A 25,642-nucleotide genomic window follows, 5' to 3' on the forward strand; every position below is an offset into this window, starting at 1 on the left:
GGCAAAAGTACGTAAAATAAAGCTTGTATCCAGATTAAGCGAATCTGTGACACATAGCCCAAACAAGAATTCACCGAACTTCACCTTCAACAAAGATGCTGGGATGTATGTCTGCAAAGCAGGACACATGAGCATAAAGAAAACAATAACAGGAAAGAAAAAGAGGGAAAAAACCGGTTCGGCAGCAGTAAGAACCTACTTCTTTGATGTTGAGAAGTGTAAGCTTTGCCCGTACCGTGAAGGCTGCTACAAGGAAGGATCAAAGACCAAGTCATTCTCGGGCACATTGATGTCAACTATCCATTCGGAACAGAAGACATACCAGGAAACTGAAGAATTCAAGGCTCTGGCAAAAGAACGGTATAAAATTGAAGCCAAGAACAGTGAATTGAAACATGGCCATGGTTATGATGTAGCATCAGGACGTGGTCTGTTTGGAATGGAACTACAAGGAGCATTCACCATCTTCGCTGCAAATATGAAGAGGATATTTGCTCTCCTAGGGGACTAAAGAGTATAAAATAGCTGCTCCTGAGCTTACGTAACTCAAAAAAGGAAGATAAGATGGTCCGAATTCCGTACCATCTTATCTTCTACTCAAATCATGCTAATTTTTAGGGGCTTTTTCAGTGCCCTCACGGGGTGCCGTCTCTTTTTTTTATTGGAATACAGTCCGGAATATCTTACAATCTGATCAAATATGTCAGCAATCTGAACAATCCACAAGTCTTTTGTGGGCAATGTGGATAAGTGTGGAAAACCTGTGGATTGCCGTCACACGCTGGTACATATGGCCTTATCGTATATCAGCCTGAAAGTTATCCACAGGCCTGTTATTGTTTACGGTTTATTCTTTGTTTTGACATGGAATGGTTTCATTTTGAATTGCATGACAGAATATAATTAATGAAAGATGCCTTTTTTGGCTTTAGGAGGACAAATGATGAGATTGAAAAAGCTAATGATAAGTGGAATAGCGGCTGCTTCCATACTGACTCTTTCCGCGTGCGGAAGCAAATCTGAGGAGCCTGCAGTAAAGAACCAGGGTGATCCCATAACTGTCGGCTCATTTGTTGACACTGAGGGTGGTATCCTCGGCAACATAATACTTCTAGCTCTCGAGGACAAGGGATATGTCATTGAGGACAAGGTTCAGTTCGGGACACCGGACGTCCACAGGAATGCTCTTTTGCAGGCTGAGCTTGATATAGGGGTGGATTACACAGGAAACGGGCAGTATTATGTTGAAGGCTACGAGGAATCAGTATGGGTAAAAGCAGATTCCGCATACGAATCAATAAGGACGGCTGATGAGAAGAACGGACTTTTATGGATGACACCTGCAAAGGCAAACAATACCGAGGCGATTGCCGTAACCAAGGACTTTTCGGAAAAGAACAGCGTGAAGAGCCTTGCTGACCTTGCTGCCTACATAAACAAGGGTGGAGAGATAAAGTTCATAACCAGCCAGCTGTTTGCTGAAAAGGAAGCGGGACTTCTGGGGATTGAAAAGGCATATGGCTTCAAGTTCCAGCCATCACAGCTGGTGCTGCTGCCCCATGGAAACACTGCGGAGACGCTGAAGGCGCTGTCTGAGGGACGCGACGGGATAAATGCAGCCCTCGCATATGCAACAGACGGCTCACTCGTTGACCTTGGCCTTGTTGTCCTGGAAGACCCCATGTCTATCCCGCCGGTATATGAGCCGGCACCAATCGTAAGGAAGGAGACTGCGGACAAGTATCCTGAGGTCAAGGAGACACTTGATACCCTCTTCGCAGGACTCAGCAAGGAAAAGCTGCAGGAGATGAACAAGAAGGTCATAGTTGATGGTGCATCTCCGAAGGATGTAGCTGAAGCATACCTTAAGGAAGCAGGCATACTCGATTAGGCGGTGGTTCATTTGGTAAGGAAACCTGAAGGCACTCTGCTGATTTTTGCAGCAGCAGGCCTTGCTTCGACATTGTTACTTGACTTTGCACAGGCGAAGCCAAACAGGATACTGAGTGGGGTGGGACTCGGGGCATTTGAATTCCTTGGCATCTATGGGGGTATCCTGGTTATCGCATTCGCGGTCATAATAGTCTCATCTGTCCAGAGTGACGTAAAGAGGAGACACTTGATATCAGGAATGGCAGCTTCCGCAGGAATTGCGGCGCTGCTTCTTTCTGTTGGTCCCATGGCTTCTAAAGCACTGCCTCCAGGTACGTCTCCAAGGATAAGCATAGCACCTGGGGTCTACGTTACCCTCCTCTGCCTATATATAATCCTGGGAACATCCATGAGAAGGCTCAAGGGACATAGGTATCTCAAGTATGCCTTTGTTATGGTCGCAGCCGCCGCTGCAGTTTTTGCAGTTGCATCCGGAAGCCTGTCAGATCTCTCCATAATGAAGGAGTACCAGGTGAAGAGGTCCCAGTTTGCAGGGAACCTTAAGACACACCTGTTCCTGTCCTTCGGGTCCACCCTTGCTGCCGCAGTGATTGCAATGCCGTTTGGATACCTTGCCTACAAGAAACCGGGGCTTGAGGGGAAGATAATGACCCCCATGGCTTTCTTCGAGACCATACCGTCATTGTCCCTGTTCGGGATTCTTATGGTACCCCTTGGCTATCTCGGAAGCATTGGTATCTTCAAGGCGATGGGAGTGAGCGGCATAGGCTGGGCTCCTGCATTCATAGCGCTTACACTTTACGGGCTTCTGCCGATAGCGCGGAATACCCTGGCTGGCTTCAAGAATGTCGACACTGGAGTAGTTGAAGCGGCTGAAGGGATGGGGATGGGAAAAGGAGGGGTGCTCTGGAAAATAGAGCTTCCTCTTGCGTTTCCTGTTATATTCGCAGGAATAAGGGTCGCACTTGTTCAGGCAATAGGTGGAGCGGTCCTTGCAGGGCTTGTCGGAGGCGGGGGACTCGGGAGCTTCGTTTTCCTGGGGCTTGCAGAAGCGTCAAGTGACCTGGTGCTGCTGGGAGTCATGCCTATAGTACTCATGACGCTATTAGGTGACGGGCTTATGAAGGCGGTTGTAAAGAGGCTTGAGATAGGAGGTGCGATATGATCAGGCTGGAGCATGTTACAAAGGAATATGACGGGTTCAAGGCCTGCGATGACGTTACCTTCACTGTAGGGAAGGGTGAGATACTTGTCATACTGGGGCCATCAGGCTGTGGCAAATCAACGACATTGAGGCTTATCAACAGGATGGTGGAGAGGACTTCAGGAAGTATAGAGGTAAATGGCAGGAATGTGGATTCGGTAAAGGGTGAAGAGCTAAGGCGGGGGATTGGCTATGTCATTCAGAACACCGGACTCTTTCCTCATATGAGGGTGGACAGGAATATCTCCACAGTTCCTTCAATACTTGGATGGGAACAGAAAAGGGCAGATGACAGGGTAAAGGAGATGCTTGACCTTGTAGGGCTTGACTATGAGAGGTATTCGAAAAAGTACCCAAGGGAACTGTCCGGAGGAGAGGCTCAGAGGGTTGGCGTCGCAAGGGCTCTTGCTTCAGATCCCGATATAGTGCTTATGGATGAGCCCTTTGGTGCGGTAGACCCGATAAACAGGCTCAGGCTCCAGAAGGAATTCTCCCAGATTCAGAGGAAGCTCCACAAGACAGTTGTATTTGTTACCCACGATGTTGAGGAGGCCATGCTCCTTGGTGACAGGATATGCATCATGAGGCAGGGTAAGGTAGTGCAGATCGGAACTCCTGAGGAGATAGTCCTGAAGCCATGCGATGACTTCGTTGAGAGCTTCTTCGGAGCTGAAGGTGCGCTGAAGCTGCTGTCAAGGTACAGGACCGCTGATTATATGGAGGATGTCCCTGCTGAGGGAGAGTCGCTCCTCAAGGATTCAAGCCTGAAGGAGGCCCTCGCTTCAATGATACTTGAAGGGAAGGAAAGGGTTCCTGTAGGGGGAGGAAGTGTTTCGCTCGCATCCATACTGGGAGCGCTAAGGAGGGAAGTACCATGAAGGTAAGGAGAATGCTTCCATCTGGTGCCCTCATTGCGTTGCTGTCACTTATGCTCATTTACTCAAGGGAATTCGAGATATTCATGTACGACATCTTTGAAACAAAGACCCAGACAGGTTCAAGGACACCGCTTCTGGTGCTGTTTACAGAGCACCTGAAAATGGTGGTCGTCTCCGGGGTGATTGCCGTGGCACTGGGACTTGCCATCGGGATATTCATAAGCTCAGGATACGGCAGGGAGTACAGGGATGCATTCGAGGAGATAATAAGCCTCGGACAGGCATTCCCGTCAGCGGCGCTCCTTGCCCTGGTGGTGCCTGTAGTAGGCTACGGCTCTGAAGGTGCCCTCATAGCTCTCGTCATCTATGCGCTAATGCCCATAGTCTACAACACATATGCGGGCCTAACGGGTGTTGACCCTGACTGCATAGAGGCTGCAAGGGGAATGGGAATGGAGGACATTAGGATATTCACGAAGATAAGGCTGCCTCTTGCAGCAAACGTCATCCTTGCCGGCATCCGGACATCCCTTGTCATAAACATAAGTGCTGCGACACTAGCCGCAGCTGTGGGAGCCGGAGGTCTCGGGGTGCTTGTGGTAAACGGAGTCAAGGCCTTCGACCCGGTCCTCATACTGGAGGGTGCGATACCTGTATCCCTTATGGCTGTAATAGCTGACCTGGTGATGAAGGAAATTGAAAGGAAGCTCAGCTACAGCTGAAAGGACCCGGAAATCCGGGTCCTTTCAAAATCATCCTGATTATTGTCATCTGAAAATCATGATGGAGAATATCCTGTCTCAACATATCCGAAATGGATCTTTCTTCAGGCTTTCCTGCTTACCTTGCCATCCATTGCAGCAAGAAGGAATTTTGCCGCACCCTCATGGTCATTGTCATCGCTTATATAGTCTGCGATCTTCAGAAGCTGGTCCACTGAATTGGACATGGCTCCCTTTATGCCCGCGATCCTGATCATTGAGGTGTCGTTGTAGTTGTCACCGATGGCAGCCACATCATCCAGGCTTATGCCCTTCAGCTCGCAAAGGCGCTTCAGTGCCTCTCCCTTGGAGGCTTTGCTGGAGGTAACCTCAAAATTGTATTTCCATGACGAGAAGGTCAGCAGGTTCTTGTTCATTGAGAAGTAGTCCATACCGCTCCTTATCTTGTGCTTGTAAGCGCTGATGCTGGATATGGTGTTCGCATGGTCAATGCTCGAAAGGATGTCTTCAAGAGTCGGTACTATCTTCAGGTTTCCCTGTGAGAGTACCAGGCCGAGAACGTCCTTGTAGAGCTGCTCCCTCTTCTGTGAATCCTTGCCGAGGTCTTCGAGCTCCTGCTTGAGAAGGTCAATGCTTCCCTGGGTCACATAAGTGAATTCATCAGTGGATGCTTCAAATTCCAGGCTGTGGTCCTCAAGATACTTCATCACGGCTGCTGCCTCGTCTATCGGTATGGATGTTGTCATCAGTTTTTTCCCGTCCTTGTCATGAAGGCTCGCTCCATTGCTGGAGATGACATAGGGAGAGATGCCAAATCCGCTGATCTTGCCCATTATGTCAGCGTATGACCTGCCTGAAGCGATGCAGACTTCAATTCCGGCAGCAACAGCCTTTCTAAGTGCCGCAATCCCGAATTCTGTTGACCTGTGTTCCGAGTCCAGCAATGTTCCGTCAAGATCTGTAACAAATAATCTCATAAACTTCCTCCTGAACCGTGTTGCCATAAGTATAACACCTGAATAGGTTTTCAAAGAACAACAAATTTCTGAAAAGCACCCAGACAGCTTGAGTATCAGTGAATAACGCATATTTTTCCGCCTGTAAACGTTTTGACAGAAGGCGGGGTTGGTGATAACCTGAATATTGGATATTATAGCCGCAGCTATTGATGGTCAAGGAGGTATTCCATGAACTCTGGTTATTTTGCAGAACCGTTCAGGATAAGGATGGTGGAACCGATAAGGGTCCTTTCAGAAGAGGAAAGGCTTGCCAGGATACAAGAGGCAGGCTTCAATGTTTTCAATCTCAGGGCGGAGGATGTCTACATAGACCTTCTCACTGACAGCGGTACCGGGGCCATGAGCGCAAGGCAATGGGCAGGGATGATGATGGGAGACGAATCCTATTCGGGTGCAAGGAGCTACTACAACCTCATGGATGCATGCTCTGAGGTCTTCGGCTGCAGATATTTCCAGCCTGTCCACCAGGGAAGGGCGGCAGAGAAGATAGTAATGCCCATCCTGCTTGGGAAGGGGAAGATTTCCATAGCTAACATGCACTTTGACACAACAAGGGCACATGTTGAGATAGCCGGAGGAAGGGCTATCGACTGCGTTGTTCCTGAAGCGGAGGATACGTCAAGCGTAGCGCCGTTCAAGGGGAACATGGACATAGGCACTCTGAGGCGGCTGGTTGAAGAGAACGGAAAGGAAAAAGTGGGAGTGGTCATAATGACCATAACGAACAACAGTGCCGGAGGACAGCCGGTTTCAATGGAGAACATAAGGGAAACGTCGAAGTTATGCAATGGATATGGAATACCGTTCATGATCGATGCCGCCAGATTCGCTGAAAATGCCTTCTTCATAAAGGAAAGGGAACCCGGATACCAGGATGTCACAATTGAAGATATCGTACGGGAGTGCTTTTCCTATGCCGACCTTTTCACCATGTCGGCGAAGAAGGATGCCATCGTAAACATAGGCGGCCTTATAGGAGTAAGGGAGGATGCAGCGCTCTTCGAGAAGGTAAAGGCGCTTACGATACCCTCCGAAGGTTTCATATCCTATGGCGGACTTGCAGGCAGGGACCTTGAGGCCATGGCCATTGGCTTAAAGGAAGGCATTGACCTTGATTACCTGAGGTACAGGACAGGACAGCCAAGGTATCTTGGCGAAAGGCTTAAGGAGGCAGGAATTCCATTCCAGTCCCCTGCCGGAGGGCATGCGATATTCGTGGACGCAGGGAGGCTTCTCCCCCACATTCCCTACAATGAGTTTCCGGCACAGGCGCTTGCGATCGAGCTCTACAAGGAAGCTGGGATAAGGGCATGTGACATAGGGTCATTCATGCTTGGAAGGGATCCTGACACCAGGGAGCAGCTGAAGTCGAAATTCGAGTTTACAAGGCTTGCAATCCCGAGGAGGGTATATACACAGTCACATATTGATGTCGTTGCAGACGCCCTGGCAGAAATAGGGAAAAGGGCAGACAAGCTGAGAGGCTACAGGATAACCTGGGAGCCGGAGGTATTGAGGCATTTCACGGCAAGGCTTGAGCCGATAAGGTAGCATTTGTTGCCGGCAGAAACTGATCTGCCGGCATTTCCATGCTTATTTTCCCCGATGTTCACAAAAAATACATGACTTTTGCTACAATGATATTAATAGGATTAAAGGAAGGTAAGATATGGAAGAAAGAAGCAATTTGAGGAAGGCAGCGATGATATTCCTGTTTTTCGTAAGGATCGGGGCTTTCACCTTCGGCGGTGGCTGGTCGATCCTTGCACAGATGCAGAAGGAGTTCGTTGAAAAAAGGCAGTGGCTTACAAACGAGGAGCTTATGGATATAGCCTCGGTGGGAAGGTCGCTTCCTGGTATCATGATTACCAATATAAGCGTAATCTTCGGATACAGGATGGGAGGTGCAGTGTGCGGTACTGCAGCGGCAATAGGTGTCAGCCTGCCTTCAATATTCATCCTTTCTGTCGTGACGCTCTTCTATGACAAACTGAGGGATACCCCGTACATGGCAAGGGCCTTTGTCGGGATCAGGGCCGCCGTCGTACCGATAATCGGTTCAGCGGCTCTGGCGCTAAGGAAGGCATCTCTGAAGGATACCGCCGGATGGCTGATTGCAGGCGCAGCAATTCTTCTTGGCCTCTTCACTGACATTTCAAGCATTTGGGTTGTTGTCGCAGGCGCAGCTGTGGGGCTTGCTATAAGAGGAGGTGGAGAAAATGGTGCTTCTTGACCTTTTCACGGCATTCGTCAAGATTGGGTTCACGAGCTTTGGAGGGCTGTCAATGATACCTCTCATAAGCTCGGAGATGATGATCAACGGATGGATGACATCCACTGAGGTGCTCGATATCGTGGCTATAGCTGAGATGACACCAGGACCCCTCGGTATCAATGCGGCCACATTCGCAGGTATGCGAGTGGCAGGGATACCAGGTGCCCTCAGCGCTACCCTCGGTGTACTTGTCCCCAGCCTTTCACTTACAATGGCGGCAGCCATATTCCTTTCAGCCTTCAGGGATAATGAGGTCCTGAGGAGGATAATGAAGGGGGTAAGGCCTGTGTGCATGGGGCTGATACTTGCCACCATGGTTTCCCTGGGGCGAGAAAGCTACTTTGCAGGAAGCGAGCCATTATGGACAGGAATAGCCATCGGTCTTGTGGAATCTTTCATCATTTTCAGATGGAAGCCTGGGGTACCTGTGATAATTGCATCTGCAGCGGCTTTGGGGCTGATCTTCGCATGATGTGAATTTAGTATCATATTTTGAAATGATGCAGGATTACATTTTTAAACTTTCATTTTTTGAAGCCTGGACTGCATGTCTGTATTGACATGCGAGTGTGCATAATATACAATTCACTTAATATTTATCCATAATAATCATCTATCATACGGGAGGCTACGAATAATGAAAAGAAAGTCAATACTGACTCTCGCAGTCGCAATGTCAGCAGTAATGCTGCTGTCAGCCTGCGGAAAGAAAGAGACCTCAATCAGACTTGCAACAGGTGGAAATACCGGAACCTACTACGCATTTGGTACTGCGGCAGGGCAGATACTCGGTGACAAGGCAGGGGTAACCTTCAATATACAGTCAACTGGTGCTTCAAAGGCAAATATACAGCTTATAGCAGCCAAGGAAGTTGAAATGGCGATTGTCCAGAATGACGTAATGGACTATGCCTACAACGGTACGGACCTTTTCGAGAAGGATGGGGCTGTAAAGGGATTCTCTGCAATGGCTGCGGTATATGCTGAGGTTGTTCAGATAGTAGCGGACCCTACAGCAGGAATCACCAGCATAGCTGACCTGAAGGGAAAGAGCGTATCAGTAGGAGATGCAGGAAGCGGAGTCGAGTTCAACGCAAAGCAGATACTTGAAGCATATGGAATAACCTTTGATGACATAAAAAAGCAGAACCTTAGCTTCTCTGCATCAGCGGATGCCTTCAAGGATGACAAGATAGACGCGTTCTTCGCAACTGCAGGAGCACCTACAACAGCAATAATGGACCTCGTTACAACCAAGCAGATCACGATACTGAGCGTTGAGGCTGACAAGGCTGAGGCTCTTATGTCAGAGCACCCGTTCTATACCGTATACGAGATACCTGCAGGAACCTACAAGGGCGTTGATGTCACAACAAGCACACTTGCTGTAAAGGCGACTTTCATAGTAGCCGACAGCATGGACGAGACTACCGTATACAACCTGACAAAGGCCCTTTTCGACAATAAGGATGCCATAGCGGCAGCTCATGCGAAGGGAAAGGAACTTGATACGACATACGCTGTCGAAGGAATATCGATCCCATTCCACAAGGGTGCTGAAAAGTACTTCCGTGAAATCGGGGTAATGAAGTAGTATGAGAAGGCGGAGACTTCTTGCCGTATCGGTTGCGGCCGTCTTAGTGGCAGTCTCCGCCTTTTGCTTTTTATCGCTCCGGCAGAGGAAGCTTGTGGTGTATGATGCTGATACCGGACAGGTCTATGGCTCCTGGCCTGTAGAGGACGGGACAAGGTTCACTGTGGAGTTCATCCACTCGGTCAACAAGAGTCCGGTAAAGGATGAGTTTGAAACGAGAGGAAGGGATATCCTGGCAGTGAGGACCATCTACAGCTCCTTTGGCGCCGGTGTGCAGACAGAGCTCAGGGACGGAGAAAAGTTGGAGTATGATGAGAACGGGAACATGGTGGTGTCTGGATTCGACCTGAAGTTTGAAAGGCTTAACTTCATTGTCGGGACTGTATACGACCATGTGCTTGCGATTGGCGATGATATTGTAAGCCTTACTGAGCTATGCGGAAAGAATTCCGCAGTTGTTTTTGAAGTAAGATAGATACGGCATAATATTGAGAAAGAAGTGATTGGTTTTGAAAGACAATGAAAAAAGGCCGAAGAACCTGATAGAGGAGGCTGAGGTAGATGCCAAGGAGATAGGCGACCTTATGGCCGAGTTCGACAGGGAGTCGAATACCAGGCATTTTACCGGGACACCGCTACTTATAGTTAAAGGTATGCTAATAGCATTTACACTATACGTTTTCTGGATGACGCTGATCGCGACTCCACCGGAGCAGATCAGAAGGTCGTCTTTCATAGGACTCCTGATATTCCTGGGATTCATAAACTATCCCATAAAGAGGAGCCATGCCAAGAGGGTGAACCAGATACCGTGGTATGACTGGATTTTCGCGTTTGCAGGAGGCGGTGCATTCTTCTACTATGTAATCAACTTTGAGGCCATAGTAGGCAAGGCGGTCAACATAGGTACAGTTGAGATAGCAGTGGGAATAATAGGAATAATTCTTCTTGTTGAACTCTGCAGAAGGGTTGTCGGTCTTCCCATACTTGTTGTAGCAGGAATTTTCGTGGGGTATGCCTTCTATTCGGGATACTCGCTCAAGAGAGTCGTTCATCAGCTTTTCTATACGACTGACGGCATAATCGGAACTCCGCTTGGAGTCTGCGCTACCTTCATTGTGCTTTTCATCATACTCGGAGCTTTCCTTGAAAAGACGGGTATAGGGACGTTCTTCATAGATATCGCGAACTCACTTGCCGGATACGCATCAGGCGGACCGGCCAAGGTGGCTGTAATATCAAGCGCCCTTGAGGGTATGTATTCAGGAAGCTCGGTTGCCAACACGGTCGGAAGCGGAAGCGTCACAATACCTGTAATGAAGAAGACCGGATATACTCCTGAATTCGCTGCGGCAGTTGAGGCGGCGGCATCGACCGGAGGACAGATAATGCCCCCGATAATGGGAGCGGCAGCGTTCCTCATGGCTGAAATGACTGAGACACCATATGCCACCATAGCACTTTCAGCGATCCTTCCCGCACTTCTTTATTTCGCGGGGATCTTCATGATGATCCACTTCGAGGCAAAGAAGCTGGGACTCAAGGGACTGCCAAAGGAAAGCATTCCGAAGTTCGGAAAGCTGATGCTTAAAAAAGGATATCTTTTCCTTCCCATAGTAGTCCTTTCAACACTGATGAGCATGGGAAGGACCCCTGCATATTCAGCAGTGTACGCGATAGTCACCGCAGTTGTAGTAAGCATGTTCAGCAAGGAGACAAGGCTCACTCCCAAGACCTTCGGTGAAGCCCTTGAAAACGGAACAAGAAATACTATGGGCGTAGCTATAGCATGCGCCATAGCAGGAATAATTGTCGGTATAGTCACACTTACCGGACTTGGCCAGGACCTGCTCAACATCCTCATGTCCGTTGCCGGTACCAGCAAGTTCCTTGCGCTGTTCCTTACGATGATAAGCTGCATAATCCTTGGAATGGGTGTTCCGACAACGGCAAACTATGTGATAATGGCTACCATAACTGCTCCAATCGTGGTTCAGATGGGAGTACCGCTTCTCGCGGCTCATATGTTCGTGTTCTATTTCGGAATAGTGGCTGACATTACTCCGCCAGTTGCCCTGGCGGCCTATGCAGGCTCAGCGATTGCAAAATCGGACCCGTTCAAGACTGGAGTCACTGCAACAAGGCTTGCAATAACAGCCTTCATTGTTCCATACATATTCGCATTCAATCCGGAGATGCTTCTTATAGATACGACTGCAATAGAAGTCGTGCGTATAGCAATAACATCGCTTATCGGTATTTTCGGAGTAGCGGCAGGAATGGAAGGATTCATGTTCACAAACATGAAGATGTGGGAAAGAGCAATCATTATCGTTGGAGGATTGATGCTCATAGACCCTAATCTTCTGACCGACTTGGCCGGAGTTGCGATAATTGGAATGATGGTACTTTCCCAGGTAGCAAAATCAAAGAAGCTTAAGCTTGCCTCATAGAAGGCACCAGGCCCGGTGGATTCACCGGGCCTCAATAATTTACATATATAATTAATATGAAGTAAATTTGAACTCAAGGTAAATTCTATCCCATCTCATAGCATTCGGGGCAACATGTTGTATAATTAAGTAAAGAAGAACCGGGGAGGGCTGAAAATGCTTAAGGTAGTTAAAAGACGAGGCAATATTGTCGATTTCAATCCTGACAAGATCCGCACTAGTGTTGCTAACAGCGCTGCAGATGCTAATGTTTACCTTAATGAACGAGAGCTTGAGCTTATAGCTAATGAAGTCCAGAAGATCATATCAGATGTCAGGGGGCCAGATGGCACGACATCCTCATATGAGATAAGGGGAGTTGTGGTAAGGGTTCTGAAGAACATGGGCTACAAGGACATAGCTAGACTATTTTACGAAGGAAAACAAGCCTGACAAAAGTTTATAGCAGGCAGAAGGAGGCTGGAACATGGAGCTTATAATCGTTACGGGAATGTCGGGATCAGGTAAGTCAGTGGCAGTAAATGCGCTGGAGGATATAGGCTTCTATTGCGTAGACAATCTTCCGCCTGAATTCATTCTTCCATTCGCCAAATTCCAGTCGAAATCTGAAGTTGCAGACAATAAGCTGGCGCTTGTCGTAGATTCCAGGAGCAAGGACCTGTTCCCGAAGTTTTCTGACGAGCTTAAGAAGCTTGACAGTGAACACATAGAGTACAACATACTGTTCCTTGACTGCTCTGACCAGACTCTCCTTAAAAGGTACAAGGAGACGAGGAGAAAGCACCCGCTGATGGACAGCGAGATGTCTTCCCTTGAGATGGCAATAAGCCGTGAAAGGCAGAACTTCGAGGTGATAAGGGGAAAGGCGGATTTTGTCATCGACACCACCTTCCTTTCCGCTGCCAAACTGAAGAAGCTTGTGACAGAGAGCTTCACAAAGACCAAGGGTGAATACATGCAGGTCAAGACCGTATCCTTCGGATACAAGTTCGGGATACCTTCGGATGCTGACCTGGTATTTGACCTCAGGTATCTGCCAAATCCATTCTATATCTCTGAGCTCAGGGACCACACGGGACTGAATGATGATGTATATGAGTATGTCATGTCTAATCCGCTTGCTGATGAACTGTTCAGCAAGCTTCAGGACCTTGTCGAATACCTTATCCCGCTCTATGTTGAAGAGGGCAAGAGCCAGCTGGTAATAGCATATGGATGTACTGGCGGCAAGCACAGGTCGGTTTCGTTCGCTAGAAAGACAGCTGAGTACTTCAGGAACAAAGGCCTTAATGTTGTTGAATACCACAGGGACATCGACAGGAAAAATGACGGGACCCATTAGGAGGACGATATGGAAATTCTGTTACTGATTCCTCTATTCATCATCGGTTCGATATTCATGATAATTCTCATGGCAGTACTGTTCTCGAAATCAGTCATGAAAGCGGCAAAACCTCATCAGCAAATGGGAAGTCAGTCCCGGGGCTGGGATCAGGGAACCGCAAGAAGGACAGGAGAGCTCATGTACAAGGAGAATGCGACTGATGAGATTCGCAATTCGACTGGCAGCAAGGGATACGTGGCAGACCTGGAGGACAAGTTCAGGGAGGAGAATGTCGAGTATTCCGAGAGACGCACAAAGACCAGGCGCAAGTGATGCAGGAGAGGATTATGGATTTTTACGAAAGGTACCACGAATTGAAAAGAAGGTATGCTGATGCCTTTGATGTACAGGCAGACGCCGAAGAAACAGAGGATGAATTCCTCAGGAGGCTTCCGCTCCGGGAAAAGCTGGCAGACGATGTGTTCGAGCTTGCTTCTGAATATGTCAGGTCTGAACTGGAAAAGTCGGGTAAACCACTGGATATCGTACTGTATCCGGCCTACATACTTGATACCTTCGAGGAATCAGAATCGCCGGAATACCTGTTCACGTATCTTGATGACATAATGAAATATGAGGATATCATTGAAGGAAGTGTAGTGGAAAGGGTAAACAGGATGAGATGAACTCACCTGTCTACCCTTCCTTTTTTTATTTTACTCCATGAAGGTCGAAATCAGGAGTGAATGAATCACTCTGTGATTCGCTGTCCTGGATTAGGCAGTTCCTTGTTCCAAGGGATGCAGCGTAGGATACCACTGACCTGTATTGGGATGCTGAAAGCCTTGTACCCAGCTTTTCATGTCCTATTGCCCTGTGCATGGGCACATACTGGTTCATTATGCTCATGTATATGTTGTCGCCGTAGGTCTCATAAAGATGCTTCAGTACCAGCTTGGAGTCAAGTGCAAGACTCGGCAGGCACAGGTGCCTTACTATCATTCCCTTGACCATGATACCTCGTTCATCAAGGATGAACGGACCGGTCTGCCTGTACATTTCTGCTATGGCAGCCTTTGCGGTACTGAAATAATTCCTTACCCCGGAATACTCTTTCGCATGAATATCCCTGAAGTACTTCAGGTCAGGCAGATAGACGTCAATGAGCCCTTCCAGTCCTTTCAGCGCTTCAACATCCTCGTAACCCGAAGAGTTATAGACGATGGGAATGTCAAGGCCGTTGGCCTTGGCCTTCCTCAGCACGTCCGGAAGGAATGAGGCGTAGTGTGTGGGAGTTACAAGGTTTATGTTTTCCGCGCCTTTGTCCCTGAGCTCGAAAAAGATCTCAAGGAGCCTGTCGTCAGAGATGCAGGTTCCTTGGAGTCCTTCTGATATCTCGTGGTTCTGGCAGAATATGCATCTTAGGCTGCAGCCGGAGAAAAAGACTGTCCCTGAACCTCTTTTTCCAGATATCATAGGCTCCTCATATGGATGCAGGTAGGCTTTCGCCAGCTTATATTCCCTGGTCGTTCCGCAAAAGCCCGTAACCTTGTTCCTGTCAATCCCGCAGTTCCTGGGACAGCTGCTGCAAACCATAATCTCAAATCCTTTCTGTTGTCGTGGAGTATAGTATACCAGAAGTGAAACAGGAAAAGCGAGGTCTACCGCAGGTGTTTGCAACGTGGTATTATGAGGATGTATGAAAAGAAGTGGTGAAGAAATGACAGGATCGGATGGAAAAGCATACAGGAGCCTCAACAGCTTCCTGAGAGAGAAGTTTGGAGGGAAAGTATACAAGATAAGCCTTGACGGGGGTTTTTCATGTCCTAACAGGGATGGCACTCTAAGCAAAACCGGGTGCCTTTTCTGCAGTGAAAGGGGTTCAGGCGATTTTGCCGGGGACAGGGATTTTTCGATAGGCAGGCAGTTTGATGACATCAAGGGGATGATGGAGAAGAAATGGAAGGATGGCAAGTACATTGCATACTTCCAGGCCTATACGAACACGTATGGAGAGCCTGGTGAGCTCAGGCGGAAATACAGGGAGGCTGTCGGCAAGGAAGGGGTTGTCGCCCTGTCCATAGCAACAAGACCGGACTGTCTGGGAAAGGATGTCCTCGACGTCATAGAAGAGCTCAGCGGTGAGGTCTATACATTTGTGGAGCTCGGCCTGCAGACAGCGAGTGATGTCACGGCAGCGAGGATAAACAGGGGCTACACCCTCGAGGTGTTCGAGAGGGCCCTGTGTGACCTTCGGTCGAGAGGGATCGATGTGGTTGTGCATGTAATATTCGGGCTTCCTGGAGAAACAGAGGATGATATGCTGAAGACAGCTGAGTATCTTTCGGGAAAGGACATACAGGGAGTGAAGTTTCACCTCCTTCATGTGATGAAGAACACTCCGATGGAAAAGATACTTGAGAATGGCAGCCTCAGGCTCATGGAAATGGATGAGTATGTTGAAACTGTATGTAAGGCTGTTTCCATGCTGCCCCCTGATGTGGTCATCCACAGGCTGACAGGGGATGCGCCGAGGGAGCTTCTTCTTGGACCCATGTGGTCCCTCAGGAAGTGGGAGGTGCTGAACGCTATCGACAGATATTTCAGGGAAAACGGACTATATCAGGGGAAAAACTGCGTAATAAGATGAACGCATTGAACAAAGGAGGAGCAGCATGAGAATAGACATAGCAATTTCAGGTGACCATGTCAATGCGGACCTTGTTAAGGGGAAGACTGTCATTGTAGTAGACACACTCAGGGCGACAACAGTAATAATAACGTCCCTTGTGAATGGAGCAAAGAGCGTGGTGCCGGTATCAACAGTAGAGGAAGCGCTAAGCATAAAGAAGAGGATGGAGAATGCGGTACTCGGTGGAGAGCGCAAGGCTAAGAAAATCGAGGGGTTCGATTTTTCAAATTCTCCCCTTGAGTATTCCAAAGGTGCAATAAGCGGCAAGAATGTCATACTTACAACAACCAACGGCACAAAAGCCATCTCAAGGTCAAAGGACGGAAATCGGGTACTCATTGGTGCCCTTGTGAATGCCAAGGCGGCAGCAAGGAAGGCGCATGGCTTCTCTGAAGACATAATCATTGTGAATTCCGGTACTGACGGCAAATTCACGATGGATGATTTCATAACCGGGGGAGCGATAGTTGAGGAGATCCTTGCCATGGGCAAAGCAGAGCTTACAGACATAGCAAAGACTGCGCTCCTTATATACAGGAGTCATAGGGACATAAGGAGCTACGTAAAGGAGGCGGCGCACTTCAGGATCCTTGAAGACCTGAAACTCGATGATGACATAGACTTCTGCCTTCAGAAGGATATTTTTGCAATAGTCCCCGAATTCGACCACGGAGTCATAAAGCTTACTGAAGGACAGATAAGCCTCCTGTGAGCGGATCTTATAGAGACAAGGTCGCAAGGGCGATGAGCAGTCAAACGACAATATAGAAATGATATTATATATTTATTCAAAATACAAGTTTCGATGTACTGAGATCGATGGTTGAAAATGAAGATATAAGTCTGTGAAGCGATGAAATAAGTCGATGAAATGATACACTGAGGACCCGTCCGGATAAAACCAGACGGGTCCTCAGTTTAAGTCAATGTATGGATCCTGTTATAGGCCTCTTGCTTCCTTTACCTTTGCAACGAAAGCCTTTGCTGCTGCTGTCATCTCTTCGCTGGTTCCCTTTGTAAGGTTTCCGCCGACCCCTACGGACATGCAACCATTCTTTATCCACAATCCGACATTGTCGAGGTCAACGCCTCCTGTAGGCATAAGTACTGCCTGAGGAAGGGGTCCCTTGATGGCTGATATGAATGAAGGCCCGAAAGCGCTTCCAGGGAAGACCTTTATTACGTCTGTTCCTGCTTCCATTGCCTTCACCATTTCGGTAAGGGTCATGCAGCCGGCCATGTATGGTATCTGATACCTGTTGCAGAGCTTTGCTGTCTCTGAGTCGAAGCTTGGTCCAACTACGAATTTAGCGCCGGCGAGTATTGCGATCCTTGCCGTCTCACTGTCAAGTACGGTACCGGCACCTACTATCAGCTTGTCACCGAATTCCTCGGTAAGCAGTTCGATGACTCTGGTTGCGCCTGGAACGGTATAGGTTATCTCTATCCCTGTTACTCCGCCTTCCATGCATGCAAGAGCGATCTTCTTTGCCTCACCGGCATTCTTTGCCCTTACGACTGCGATTACTCCGGTAGCCTCAAGCTTTGACAGAACTTCATATTTCCTCATTTGCTTCCTCCTTGTGCTGAGCACAGCTTGTTAAGAATCTGACAAGTTTTCATTCCATCCCTATTATATAACATCAGCAATCAAATTCAATGGATTTTCATGAAAATAAAAGGTATTTCTTTTTATTATTGAAAAATAAAAAGAAAATATTTTTCAATGTAAACGATTTATCAATAAGCGTGGTATGGAATTACCGTTTTCATTGATGTACAATATTCTTGAATATTGAAGAAAAGGTAAACAAAAGGAGAAAAGCAATGAGCGTAAAGATAGCGGTCGTAAATTCCAGCAGCTTCGGAAAGGTGTTCCCGGAGCATATGGACAGGCTTAGGGCATTGGGACAGGTTGACAGGTTCGATGTGCCGAAGGACATGGGCGGCAAGGAGCTTGCAGGCAAGCTCATGGGATATTCGTGCATCATCGCCAGCGTTACAGCCCTTTACAACAGGGAGTTCTTCGCACATAAGGATGAGACCCTCATAATAACGAGGCATGGTATAGGCTACAACAACATCGATGTTCCTGCAGCGACTGAAAAGGGCTGCTTCATAACGAAGGTTGAAGCGCTGGTCGAGAGAGAGGCTGTAGCTGAGAATGCCATTGCGCTGCTCATGGCTGCCATCAGGCAGGTAGTGCCGGCTTCCCTCAAGGCGAGGGAAGGCAAATGGGCTGAAAGAGCGAAGTTCATGGGAATAGAGATCAAAGACAAGACAGCGGCTGTCGTTGGCTTCGGCAACATAGGCTCAAGGGTAGGAGAGATCCTGAAGAACGGATTCAACGCGAACCTCATCGCGTACGACCCTTACCTTACTCCTGAAGAGATCAGGGCAAGAGGGGCAGAGCCAGCTACCCTTGATGAAGTGCTTGAGAAGGCAGACATAATATCCTTCAATGCATTCGTTGATGACAAGAGCTACCATCTTATAAAGGATGCTGAGTTCGCGAAGATGAAGAAGGGTGTGTTCATAGTAAACACAGCAAGAGGCGAGCTGATCGACCAGGACAGCCTCATGAGAGCATTGGATGCAGGGATCGTAGCCGGAATCGGAATGGATGTTGTTGAAGGCGAGCCGATAGATGAAAACCATCCTCTCCTCAAATACGGCAACGTGGTCATTACCCCCCACACATCCGCATATACATACGAGTGTCTGTATGGAATGGGTGAGAAGGTCGTCGGGGACGTTGAGAAGGTATTGAGGGGTGAGAACCCTGACACTGTGATCAACAGGGAACTGCTCAAGTAAGCGCTTAGGAGGTAACCATGAAAGATATAGGTATCCTTGGACTTGGAGTAATGGGCAGAAACCTTGCGCTGAACATCGCGCACAGGGGATTCGGAGTATCCGTATACAACTACACTCCGAATGAAACAGAGGAGTTTGTAGCAAAGCATATGCAGGGTGAAGACATATCGGCGTTCTATGATGTCGAGTCGTTTGTCAGGTCACTCAAGTCACCAAGGAAGATATTCCTGATGATAATGGCAGGAAAGCCTGTGGACAACATGATCGAGGTGCTTATCCCGCTGCTTGACAGGGGAGACCTCATAATTGACGGAGGAAACACCTACTACTTCGACACAGACAGGAGGATGAGGTATCTCGAAGACAAGGGACTCCTTTACCTTGGAGTGGGAGTGTCCGGGGGAGAGTCGGGAGCTCTCAATGGTCCTTCGCTGATGCCTGGAGGTTCAAGGGAAGCTTATGCCCTAGTCGAAGATATACTTACTGCAATGTCAGCCAGGACTGAAGCGGGACCTTGCTGCACCTACGTCGGGAACGGTTCAGCCGGACATTTCGTTAAGATGCTCCATAACGGCATCGAGTACGGAATGATGCAGTCTATGTCAGAAGTGTACGACATTATGAGGAATGTACTGAAGCTGTCGGCTGATGAAATAGGGGATGTGTTCGAAAAATGGAACGAGGGGGACCTCAATTCCTACCTGATGGAGATCTCGTACAGGATAATGAGGAAGAAGGATGATGAGACCGGAAAACCTCTTGTTGATCTCATCCTGGACAAGGCAGGGCAGAAGGGAACTGGAAAATGGACTGCCGAAGCGTCACTTGACCTTGGGGTTCCTGCACCATCGCTTTACGTGGCGGTATACGGAAGAGTCATGTCTTTCTTCAAGGATGAGAGGCAGCGCCTGTCGGAGCTTGTTAAAAAGGAACCATCCGATTCTGTCATATCCAGGGATGCTTTGATAAGTGACCTTGAGAATTCCTTGCTTTTCTCCAATTTCGTTATGTATTCCCAGGGAATATGGCTTATGAACGAGGCTTCAAGGGTTTATGGCTTTGAAATTGATACAGCAGAGGTACTGAAGATATGGAAGGGCGGATGCATCATCCGAGCCAGGATGCTTGACCTGCTGATCGACATTGTCAGGGAAGACAGGGACAACTTCAATCTTCTCGGAAGTGAAAAGGCGCTGTCATTCTTAAGGGACAGGCTCCCTTCAATGAGAAGGGTAACCATGGCTGCAAGGGACCATTATGTACCAACCCTTGTGCACAACACCGCTCTCGACTATATTTTCAGCATGATCGAAGCGGACCTGCCGGCAAACCTCACTCAGGCACAGAGAGACTTCTTTGGGGCTCATACATATTCGAGGATCGACAAGGAAGGGATATTCCATACAAAGTGGGAGTGATATGCAGTCCGTTATTCGACAGATGATTTTAACCTGATTAAAATAATTGAGAGATGTTGAATGATTTATGGAAATAATTCCCGAATAGTAAAAATAGAACGGAAAATTACTCCAGATATGAAAAGTTTGCCAAATTTTGTTAATCAGAATTGCGGGAGGTTGAAAAAAACGTTGAACTGCAACGGTTATAAGGCTATACGTACAACTCCTCGAAGTATTGACAAACAGGCGAAATCATTTTAAAATAGGTAACGACTGAAGTCGATGTCATACCATGTTGCCCCAGGTTATACAATAATTCACAAGGTTATTCCAGGACGGCTGATCACAGGCATGTTGAAATCGTTGTTAAATATTATTCAAATACTGGAAGGCTTTTTCATTAAAGCTATCAGGAAAGAGTGTAAAATTTCTTGTGTATTCCAGACTTTGGATGAACGACAACAGGATTCATAATGATGATATTAGCATTTGAGGCGATACACATGTTGGACCGTCGGATAACAAATGGACGTTTACGTTCCATTGTGAAGGAAATTGTCTCCAAAGGTATCAGGGTTAGGCACTTGGCAATCAGAGTTTCTAGATAAATAATTAAAGGGGGAAAAAGAAGAATGGCACAAAGTCTAACCGCTGGACAAGCACTGATCATTTCTTTGTGGGTTGCCCTGGTCGAATCCAGAGCACTCGGGTATGCAACGCTCAACCTCAGATTCTCGCCTATGATGACAGGTCTCATCGTCGGTATAGTAATGGGAGATGTTGCTACAGCAATGGCCATCACCGCTTCAATACAGCTCATATACATGGGCATGATCGCACCAGGAGGAGCAATGCCTGCTGAACCTGCAGTCGCTACTGCAATTGCAGTCCCTGTAGCAATCATGTCAAACCTTCAGCCGACTGAAGCGATCGCAATAGCGGTTCCTGTAGGTCTTCTGGGAAGCTACCTGTATTCATTCAGGTTCTTCATAAACACATTCATAATAAGGCTTACTGACAAATATGCAGAGGCTACGAACGACAAGGGACTTTTTGCATCAATAATACTTCTGCCAACTCTTGTAAGCTTCCTGCTCTTCGTACCAGCACTGTTTGTTGCTCTTTACTATGGAGCACCGGTAATAGCTTCCTTCACCGAGACCCTCTCAGGCGGAAAGGTATTCCACATACTGAACGTTGTAGGCGGCGGACTTGCTGCACTCGGTATAGCGCTTATCATCAAGGTAATCGGAAAGAAAGAATATCTTGTATTCTTCCTTCTTGCCTACTTCATGACAGTAATGCTCAAGTCTCTCGGAATCAATACAGTTACCTACGCAATTGTAGGAGCGATAGTAGCAGTAATATACGCACAGCTTGCACACAAAGCTGAAGCTTAACAAGGAGGTAGGAATAAATGAGTGAGAATGCAATCAAGAATACAAGCAATGCTCCTGAGTCACTGACCACTGCCGACCTTGGAAAGGCATGGTTCAGATGGTGGTATGCAAATGAAATACCGCACAGCTATGACAGAATGATAGCTCCTTCGCTTCTATGGGCACTTACACCATCCCTGAAGAAGCTCTACAAGGACAAGGAACAGCTTAGCGAAGCATACATGAGACATACTCAGTTCTATAATACCCAGGCGGTCTGGGGAGGCGGAACTATACTCGGAATCACATTGTCCCTTGAGGAGGCAAGAGCTAAGGCGCTTGCAGAAGGAGACGAGGAGAACGCGGTCAGCGAGGAAGTTATTGACAATACGAAGATCGGTCTTATGGGGCCTCTTGCCGGAATAGGCGATGCGATAGACTCAGGTACTGTCCAGTACATACTTATCGCTATAGCGCTTCCATGGGCACAGGAAGGAAGCGCGATGGGAGCATTGTTCCCATGGATAGGCTTCGTAGCCCTCACATACATCTACGGTTTCTATTTCACAAAGCTTGGACACAGCCTTGGCCGTGCAGCGGCTTCTGAGATAGTTGGTGGAAAATCCATAAGGAAGATCCTTGACACACTGTCAATACTTGGTCTGTTCATGATGGGAGTTCTTGCAGCCTCATATGTCAAGGTTACAACAGGCTTCAAGTGGACGATTTCCGGTAAGGAGTTCATCCTCCAGGAGATCCTCGATAAAATACTTCCAGGTCTGCTTCCGCTCTTAACCGTTCTTGGAGTATACATGTACTTCACAAAGAAGGGACTCAAGGTTACACAGGCTCTGGTTGGTCTGTCGGTAATACTTGGTGTGCTTGCAGCCATAGGACTTCTGTAATAAAATTAAGTTGCCGGATGGAATTTTCTCCGGTACTCTGAAATGACATGACTGTCTCTCATCTTTGGTTTGACTTAAGACAATGGATTGGACCAAAGGTGGGAGACTTCAATTTAGACCATACATAAGTGTTCCTGAACCAAATGCCTTCGGGCGCAATAACTTAAGAGGTGAAAAATGAGCAACAGAGCATTATTGGTTATAACTCACGGCAATTTCGGTATAGAACTTGTAAAGAGTGTCGAGATGATCATGGGAGAACAGGAGGATGTCAGCGCACTGGGACTCAATCCTGGAGAAAGCGTGGAGGACCTGAGGGAATCTGCTGACAGGATCGTGGAAGCAAACAAGGAAGCCGGTAAAGAAACCATAATCCTTGTTGACATACTGGGTGGAAGCCCTTCGAACGTTGCCCTGTATCTCTTGAAGAAACACGGCATCAAGCTCGTTACCGGAGTTAACATGTACATGCTTATCGAGATGTTCTCACAGAAGGACTCTGTTGAATCAGCAGATGAACTTTGTGATATAATGATAGAGACAGCTACTGAGAACATCAAGAAATTCTAGCTTTGAAACCAATTGAATTGACATACAAATATTTGAAAGGGAAGTGATCTCAATGGGAGAAATCGTACTTGTAAGAGTAGACGACAGGCTCATCCACGGTCAGGTAATGACAAAGTGGTCAAGAGGAATGAACACGAATGCGCTTTTCGTAGTTGACAATGCAACAGCAAAAGATCCGTTCATGAAGGACATCTATACAATGTCATCTTCAAGCTCAGGAATGACAATAAAGGTATTTTCTGAGGATGAGGTATTGGATTACTGGACTAAGACAAACTTTGAGAAATTCAATGCGATACTGCTCTTCAAGACAATAGCGGCAGTTGATTCCGTTATTGAGAAGGGGCTTCCTGTCAAGAGGTTAAACCTTGGCGGAATTGCAAAGAAGGCGGATTCAAAATTCGTCATCCCGACAGTGGCTGTAAAGCCTGCTGATGTGGAACTTCTCAAGAAGCTCGATGAAAAGGGAGTGGACATATTCTTCCAGACCGTACCGGATACGAAGTCCGTTACATTCAAGGATGCTTTAAAGTCCCTGTAAAATCAAATGGTTGTTCATAGGGAGACGAATGTCTCCCTAGTTTTTTACGCAAAAATATGGTTACGCATGGATACAAAAGAAGGAGAAGGTGCGAAATGAGTAAGAAGGTTCTGGTTACACCAAGGTCGTTCGGAAAGACAAGCAGGGTACCTTTTGAGATGCTTGAAAAGCTTGGCTATGAGGTATTAGTCAACAAGACAGGTAAGCAGCTGAGTGAGGACGAGCTGGCAGAGGCAGTCAAGGATATCGACGGTCTTATCGTCGGGCTTGATCCGGTCACTGAGAAGGTGCTTAGTGCGGGTAAGAATCTCAAGGTGGTCTCCAAGTACGGCGTGGGAACAGACAATATCGACAAGGCTTCTGCCAGGGAGCTTGGGATAGCAGTCACATACACTCCTGGTGCAAACAACGAATCCGTTGCGGACTTCGCTTTTTCACTTATGCTGGGAGCTGCCAGAAGCGTCGGGAAGCTGGATGCGGTAGTAAGGAGCGGCAGATGGGAAAAGATCATAGGAACTGAAGTCTATGGCAAAACCATAGGTATCATAGGTACCGGAGCCATAGGCAAGGGTATGGCGAAGAGGGCTACAGGCTTTGACATGAATGTTCTTGCCTTCGACATTTATCCGGACCAGGCATTTGCTGACAAAATCGGGATGAAGTATGTGGACAAGGAGACACTTCTTAAGGAGGCTGACTTCATATCCCTGCATGTTCCGCTCACAAAGGAGATGCATCACTTCATAGGCAGGGAAGAGTTTGCACTCATGAAGAAGACAGCATTCATCATAAACACGTCAAGAGGCGGGATAGTCAATGAATCGGAGCTCTACGACGCTCTGAAGGACAAGGTGATCGCAGGAGCTGCACTGGATGTGTTCGAGGTTGAGCCGCCGGTCGGAAACAGGCTTCTGGAGCTTGATAACATTCTCCTCGCTCCTCATTGCGGAGCGTCTACCACGGATGCAACAGACAGGATGGGAGTCATGGCGGTTGAAGGGCTTGCAAGCATACTTGAAGGACAGGAGCCCAAGTACCTTGCAAGATAATCAGAAAGTCAGGAGGAACATATGGTACTAGACAGGGAAGCGCTGGATAGGGTAAGGCTTGTCGCTCTGGATATTGACGGAACACTCATAGGTGATGACCATGAGGTTTCGGAAAGGACAGTATCTGCGATAAAGGACCTTATAAACAGAGGCAGGCATGTGGCTCTGGTCTCGGGAAGGACATGGAAGGCCGCTGACCATATCAGACAAAAGCTTGGGGTAGAGATCCCGGTAGTCTGCTACAATGGCGCAAAGGTAGTGATACCTTCAGTCGACCATGATTTCACGACTAAGATCCCGATCGCTGAAGCAAGGAAGATAATGGCCTATGGGGAAGAGAGAGGGCTGTATACCAAGGTATATGTAGATGATGTCCTGCATATCAAGGAGCCTGATGAGAAGTCCCTTGAGTTCTGCAAGAACTCCCATATCGACTATAAGGTTGTTGGCAAGCTCAGTGAAAATGTGAATGAGGATGTCAACATGATCGTAGTCTATTACAAGGAAGACCACTACGGGGTCCTGGATGAGAAGCTCAGTGAAATCGATGTGACAGTGACAACGTCGATCTCCAATTCCATTGACGTAATCCCGAAGGGGATTTCCAAGGAACGGGGTCTCAGGCTTGTCGCAAGCCACTTTGGAATAGAAAGCGGCGAGATACTAGCAATGGGCAACAGCCTGAATGATATCGAGATGCTCAGGTATGCGGGTATTGGAATTGCCATGAAGAACGGGGACGTAAGCCTCCTGTCCAAATGGAGCAATGTTACGGAGTACACTAACAACGAAGACGGCGTATATCATGTGCTGAAGCTTCTATGACGAGGAGCAGGGGAACCCCTGCTCCTTTATGCTTTTTATGCCATTAGGATGACATTTGGTATATAATCGAGTTGTTTGGAATATTTATGGTGCAGGCGGTGT

At 47.7% G+C, this 25,642-nt stretch carries 28 protein-coding genes; 25 read left to right on the forward strand and 3 right to left on the reverse strand.

Annotation, left to right across the window (positions count from 1 at the left end; all coding sequences use genetic code 11):
• From T472_RS08960 to T472_RS08980, 5 genes are all read left to right on the forward strand, one after another.
• The coding region (locus T472_RS08960; RefSeq protein ID WP_023863542.1) for an IS1182 family transposase at positions 1-511 on the forward strand (511 nt) is incomplete at its 5' end.
• Between the two features lie 432 nt (positions 512-943).
• Entirely contained in the window at positions 944-1,891 is a 948-nt protein-coding gene (locus T472_RS08965; protein WP_023385768.1) for a glycine betaine ABC transporter substrate-binding protein, read from the forward strand.
• A 12-nt stretch (positions 1,892-1,903) separates the two neighbouring features.
• Complete coding sequence (locus tag T472_RS08970) at positions 1,904-3,058, forward strand: ABC transporter permease (protein WP_023385771.1); 1,155 nt, start codon at positions 1,904-1,906, stop codon at positions 3,056-3,058.
• Entirely contained in the window at positions 3,055-3,975 is a 921-nt protein-coding gene (locus T472_RS08975) for an ABC transporter ATP-binding protein (RefSeq protein ID WP_023385773.1), read from the forward strand. The genes T472_RS08970 and T472_RS08975 overlap by 4 nt, the downstream gene beginning before the upstream one ends.
• Complete coding sequence (locus T472_RS08980) at positions 3,972-4,697, forward strand: ABC transporter permease (RefSeq protein ID WP_023385775.1); 726 nt, start codon at positions 3,972-3,974, stop codon at positions 4,695-4,697. Before T472_RS08975 ends, T472_RS08980 begins: the two co-directional genes overlap by 4 nt.
• Before the next feature lie 104 nt (positions 4,698-4,801).
• On the opposite strand, the gene T472_RS08985 is transcribed toward T472_RS08980, so the two are convergent.
• The gene (locus T472_RS08985) at positions 4,802-5,674 is read right to left on the reverse strand and encodes an HAD family hydrolase (RefSeq protein WP_023385778.1); all 873 of its coding nucleotides are present in this window, start codon (positions 5,672-5,674) and stop codon (positions 4,802-4,804) included.
• 210 nt (positions 5,675-5,884) lie between these two features.
• Here T472_RS08985 and T472_RS08990 point away from each other — a divergent pair, with 210 nt between their 5' ends.
• From T472_RS08990 to T472_RS09035, 10 genes are all read left to right on the forward strand, one after another.
• Positions 5,885-7,267 (forward strand): tryptophanase, encoded by a 1,383-nt coding sequence (locus T472_RS08990; protein WP_023385780.1) that lies wholly within the window; start codon positions 5,885-5,887, stop codon positions 7,265-7,267.
• Between the two features lie 118 nt (positions 7,268-7,385).
• Entirely contained in the window at positions 7,386-7,949 is a 564-nt protein-coding gene (locus T472_RS08995; protein WP_023385783.1) for a chromate transporter, read from the forward strand.
• Positions 7,936-8,463 carry a chromate transporter gene (locus T472_RS09000; protein WP_023385785.1) on the forward strand — a complete coding sequence of 176 codons (528 nt, stop codon included), beginning with the start codon at positions 7,936-7,938 and terminating at the stop codon, positions 8,461-8,463. Before T472_RS08995 ends, T472_RS09000 begins: the two co-directional genes overlap by 14 nt.
• Positions 8,464-8,628: 165 nt before the next feature.
• Positions 8,629-9,585, forward strand: coding sequence for a TAXI family TRAP transporter solute-binding subunit (locus tag T472_RS09005; RefSeq protein ID WP_023385788.1), 957 nt, complete (start codon positions 8,629-8,631; stop codon positions 9,583-9,585).
• A 1-nt stretch (position 9,586) separates the two neighbouring features.
• Positions 9,587-10,060 carry a DUF1850 domain-containing protein gene (locus T472_RS09010; protein WP_082447633.1) on the forward strand — a complete coding sequence of 158 codons (474 nt, stop codon included), beginning with the start codon at positions 9,587-9,589 and terminating at the stop codon, positions 10,058-10,060.
• A gap of 34 nt (positions 10,061-10,094) precedes the next feature.
• Entirely contained in the window at positions 10,095-12,038 is a 1,944-nt protein-coding gene (locus tag T472_RS09015) for a TRAP transporter permease (RefSeq protein ID WP_040907218.1), read from the forward strand.
• 156 nt (positions 12,039-12,194) lie between these two features.
• Positions 12,195-12,470, forward strand: a complete 276-nt coding sequence (locus tag T472_RS09020; protein WP_023385796.1) for an ATP cone domain-containing protein — start codon at positions 12,195-12,197, stop codon at positions 12,468-12,470.
• A 34-nt stretch (positions 12,471-12,504) separates the two neighbouring features.
• Positions 12,505-13,380: an RNase adapter RapZ gene (rapZ, locus tag T472_RS09025; RefSeq protein ID WP_023385799.1), complete on the forward strand. Its 876-nt coding sequence runs from the start codon at positions 12,505-12,507 to the stop codon at positions 13,378-13,380.
• Between the two features lie 9 nt (positions 13,381-13,389).
• The gene (locus T472_RS09030; protein WP_023385801.1) at positions 13,390-13,695 is read left to right on the forward strand and encodes a hypothetical protein; all 306 of its coding nucleotides are present in this window, start codon (positions 13,390-13,392) and stop codon (positions 13,693-13,695) included.
• A 14-nt stretch (positions 13,696-13,709) separates the two neighbouring features.
• Positions 13,710-14,048 (forward strand): hypothetical protein, encoded by a 339-nt coding sequence (locus T472_RS09035; protein ID WP_023385804.1) that lies wholly within the window; start codon positions 13,710-13,712, stop codon positions 14,046-14,048.
• 25 nt (positions 14,049-14,073) lie between these two features.
• Here T472_RS09035 and T472_RS09040 read toward each other — a convergent pair whose 3' ends face one another.
• Positions 14,074-14,958 carry a radical SAM protein gene (locus T472_RS09040; protein WP_023385806.1) on the reverse strand — a complete coding sequence of 295 codons (885 nt, stop codon included), beginning with the start codon at positions 14,956-14,958 and terminating at the stop codon, positions 14,074-14,076.
• A gap of 103 nt (positions 14,959-15,061) precedes the next feature.
• Between T472_RS09040 and mnmL the strand changes: the two genes are divergently transcribed.
• Both mnmL and T472_RS09050 read left to right on the forward strand, forming a co-directional pair.
• Entirely contained in the window at positions 15,062-16,012 is a 951-nt protein-coding gene (gene mnmL, locus T472_RS09045; RefSeq protein ID WP_023385810.1) for a tRNA modification radical SAM protein MnmL/YtqA, read from the forward strand.
• A gap of 25 nt (positions 16,013-16,037) precedes the next feature.
• A complete protein-coding gene (locus tag T472_RS09050) occupies positions 16,038-16,766 on the forward strand; it encodes a 2-phosphosulfolactate phosphatase (RefSeq protein ID WP_023385812.1) in 729 nt (242 codons plus the stop codon).
• A 228-nt stretch (positions 16,767-16,994) separates the two neighbouring features.
• Here the strand turns inward: T472_RS09050 and T472_RS09055 are convergent, their stop codons facing one another.
• A complete protein-coding gene (locus T472_RS09055; protein WP_023385815.1) occupies positions 16,995-17,624 on the reverse strand; it encodes a bifunctional 2-keto-4-hydroxyglutarate aldolase/2-keto-3-deoxy-6-phosphogluconate aldolase in 630 nt (209 codons plus the stop codon).
• Positions 17,625-17,881: 257 nt separating this feature from the next.
• Between T472_RS09055 and T472_RS09060 the strand changes: the two genes are divergently transcribed.
• The 8 genes from T472_RS09060 (at position 17,882) to T472_RS09095 (ending at position 25,540) form a co-directional block, all read left to right on the forward strand.
• Positions 17,882-18,871 carry a D-isomer specific 2-hydroxyacid dehydrogenase family protein gene (locus T472_RS09060; protein WP_023385817.1) on the forward strand — a complete coding sequence of 330 codons (990 nt, stop codon included), beginning with the start codon at positions 17,882-17,884 and terminating at the stop codon, positions 18,869-18,871.
• Positions 18,872-18,888: 17 nt separating this feature from the next.
• Complete coding sequence (gene gnd, locus T472_RS09065; RefSeq protein WP_023385819.1) at positions 18,889-20,289, forward strand: NADP-dependent phosphogluconate dehydrogenase; 1,401 nt, start codon at positions 18,889-18,891, stop codon at positions 20,287-20,289.
• 614 nt (positions 20,290-20,903) lie between these two features.
• Positions 20,904-21,671 carry a PTS mannose/fructose/sorbose/N-acetylgalactosamine transporter subunit IIC gene (locus T472_RS09070; protein WP_023863543.1) on the forward strand — a complete coding sequence of 256 codons (768 nt, stop codon included), beginning with the start codon at positions 20,904-20,906 and terminating at the stop codon, positions 21,669-21,671.
• 17 nt (positions 21,672-21,688) lie between these two features.
• Entirely contained in the window at positions 21,689-22,555 is an 867-nt protein-coding gene (locus T472_RS09075) for a PTS system mannose/fructose/sorbose family transporter subunit IID (RefSeq protein WP_023387643.1), read from the forward strand.
• 177 nt (positions 22,556-22,732) lie between these two features.
• Positions 22,733-23,125, forward strand: a complete 393-nt coding sequence (locus tag T472_RS09080) for a PTS sugar transporter subunit IIA (protein WP_023387642.1) — start codon at positions 22,733-22,735, stop codon at positions 23,123-23,125.
• Positions 23,126-23,177: 52 nt separating this feature from the next.
• The gene (locus T472_RS09085; protein WP_023387641.1) at positions 23,178-23,666 is read left to right on the forward strand and encodes a PTS sugar transporter subunit IIB; all 489 of its coding nucleotides are present in this window, start codon (positions 23,178-23,180) and stop codon (positions 23,664-23,666) included.
• A gap of 95 nt (positions 23,667-23,761) precedes the next feature.
• Positions 23,762-24,715, forward strand: a complete 954-nt coding sequence (locus tag T472_RS09090) for a phosphoglycerate dehydrogenase (RefSeq protein WP_023387640.1) — start codon at positions 23,762-23,764, stop codon at positions 24,713-24,715.
• A gap of 21 nt (positions 24,716-24,736) precedes the next feature.
• Complete coding sequence (locus tag T472_RS09095; protein ID WP_023387639.1) at positions 24,737-25,540, forward strand: Cof-type HAD-IIB family hydrolase; 804 nt, start codon at positions 24,737-24,739, stop codon at positions 25,538-25,540.
• Positions 25,541-25,642: the final 102 nt, after the last annotated feature.

It is taken from the genome of Youngiibacter fragilis 232.1 (genome assembly GCF_000495435.3).
Lineage (GTDB): Bacteria > Bacillota > Clostridia > Clostridiales > Clostridiaceae > Youngiibacter > Youngiibacter fragilis.

Excerpts from the sequence above, each read along its gene's own strand:
- T472_RS08965 (WP_023385768.1), top strand. The coding sequence starts at position 944 with ATGAGATTGAAAAAGCTAATGATAAGTGGAATAGCGGCTGCTTCCATA.
- T472_RS08975 (WP_023385773.1), top strand. The coding sequence starts at position 3,055 with ATGATCAGGCTGGAGCATGTTACAAAGGAATATGACGGGTTCAAGGCC.
- T472_RS08980 (WP_023385775.1), top strand. The coding sequence starts at position 3,972 with ATGAAGGTAAGGAGAATGCTTCCATCTGGTGCCCTCATTGCGTTGCTG.
- T472_RS08985 (WP_023385778.1), bottom strand. The coding sequence starts at position 5,674 with ATGAGATTATTTGTTACAGATCTTGACGGAACATTGCTGGACTCGGAA.
- T472_RS08990 (WP_023385780.1), top strand. The coding sequence starts at position 5,885 with ATGAACTCTGGTTATTTTGCAGAACCGTTCAGGATAAGGATGGTGGAA.
- T472_RS08995 (WP_023385783.1), top strand. The coding sequence starts at position 7,386 with ATGGAAGAAAGAAGCAATTTGAGGAAGGCAGCGATGATATTCCTGTTT.
- T472_RS09000 (WP_023385785.1), top strand. The coding sequence starts at position 7,936 with ATGGTGCTTCTTGACCTTTTCACGGCATTCGTCAAGATTGGGTTCACG.
- T472_RS09005 (WP_023385788.1), top strand. The coding sequence starts at position 8,629 with ATGAAAAGAAAGTCAATACTGACTCTCGCAGTCGCAATGTCAGCAGTA.
- T472_RS09010 (WP_082447633.1), top strand. The coding sequence starts at position 9,587 with ATGAGAAGGCGGAGACTTCTTGCCGTATCGGTTGCGGCCGTCTTAGTG.
- T472_RS09020 (WP_023385796.1), top strand. The coding sequence starts at position 12,195 with ATGCTTAAGGTAGTTAAAAGACGAGGCAATATTGTCGATTTCAATCCT.
- rapZ (WP_023385799.1), top strand. The coding sequence starts at position 12,505 with ATGGAGCTTATAATCGTTACGGGAATGTCGGGATCAGGTAAGTCAGTG.
- T472_RS09030 (WP_023385801.1), top strand. The coding sequence starts at position 13,390 with ATGGAAATTCTGTTACTGATTCCTCTATTCATCATCGGTTCGATATTC.
- T472_RS09035 (WP_023385804.1), top strand. The coding sequence starts at position 13,710 with ATGGATTTTTACGAAAGGTACCACGAATTGAAAAGAAGGTATGCTGAT.
- T472_RS09040 (WP_023385806.1), bottom strand. The coding sequence starts at position 14,958 with ATGGTTTGCAGCAGCTGTCCCAGGAACTGCGGGATTGACAGGAACAAG.
- mnmL (WP_023385810.1), top strand. The coding sequence starts at position 15,062 with ATGAAAAGAAGTGGTGAAGAAATGACAGGATCGGATGGAAAAGCATAC.
- T472_RS09050 (WP_023385812.1), top strand. The coding sequence starts at position 16,038 with ATGAGAATAGACATAGCAATTTCAGGTGACCATGTCAATGCGGACCTT.
- T472_RS09055 (WP_023385815.1), bottom strand. The coding sequence starts at position 17,624 with ATGAGGAAATATGAAGTTCTGTCAAAGCTTGAGGCTACCGGAGTAATC.
- T472_RS09060 (WP_023385817.1), top strand. The coding sequence starts at position 17,882 with ATGAGCGTAAAGATAGCGGTCGTAAATTCCAGCAGCTTCGGAAAGGTG.
- gnd (WP_023385819.1), top strand. The coding sequence starts at position 18,889 with ATGAAAGATATAGGTATCCTTGGACTTGGAGTAATGGGCAGAAACCTT.
- T472_RS09070 (WP_023863543.1), top strand. The coding sequence starts at position 20,904 with ATGGCACAAAGTCTAACCGCTGGACAAGCACTGATCATTTCTTTGTGG.
- T472_RS09075 (WP_023387643.1), top strand. The coding sequence starts at position 21,689 with ATGAGTGAGAATGCAATCAAGAATACAAGCAATGCTCCTGAGTCACTG.
- T472_RS09080 (WP_023387642.1), top strand. The coding sequence starts at position 22,733 with ATGAGCAACAGAGCATTATTGGTTATAACTCACGGCAATTTCGGTATA.
- T472_RS09085 (WP_023387641.1), top strand. The coding sequence starts at position 23,178 with ATGGGAGAAATCGTACTTGTAAGAGTAGACGACAGGCTCATCCACGGT.
- T472_RS09090 (WP_023387640.1), top strand. The coding sequence starts at position 23,762 with ATGAGTAAGAAGGTTCTGGTTACACCAAGGTCGTTCGGAAAGACAAGC.
- T472_RS09095 (WP_023387639.1), top strand. The coding sequence starts at position 24,737 with ATGGTACTAGACAGGGAAGCGCTGGATAGGGTAAGGCTTGTCGCTCTG.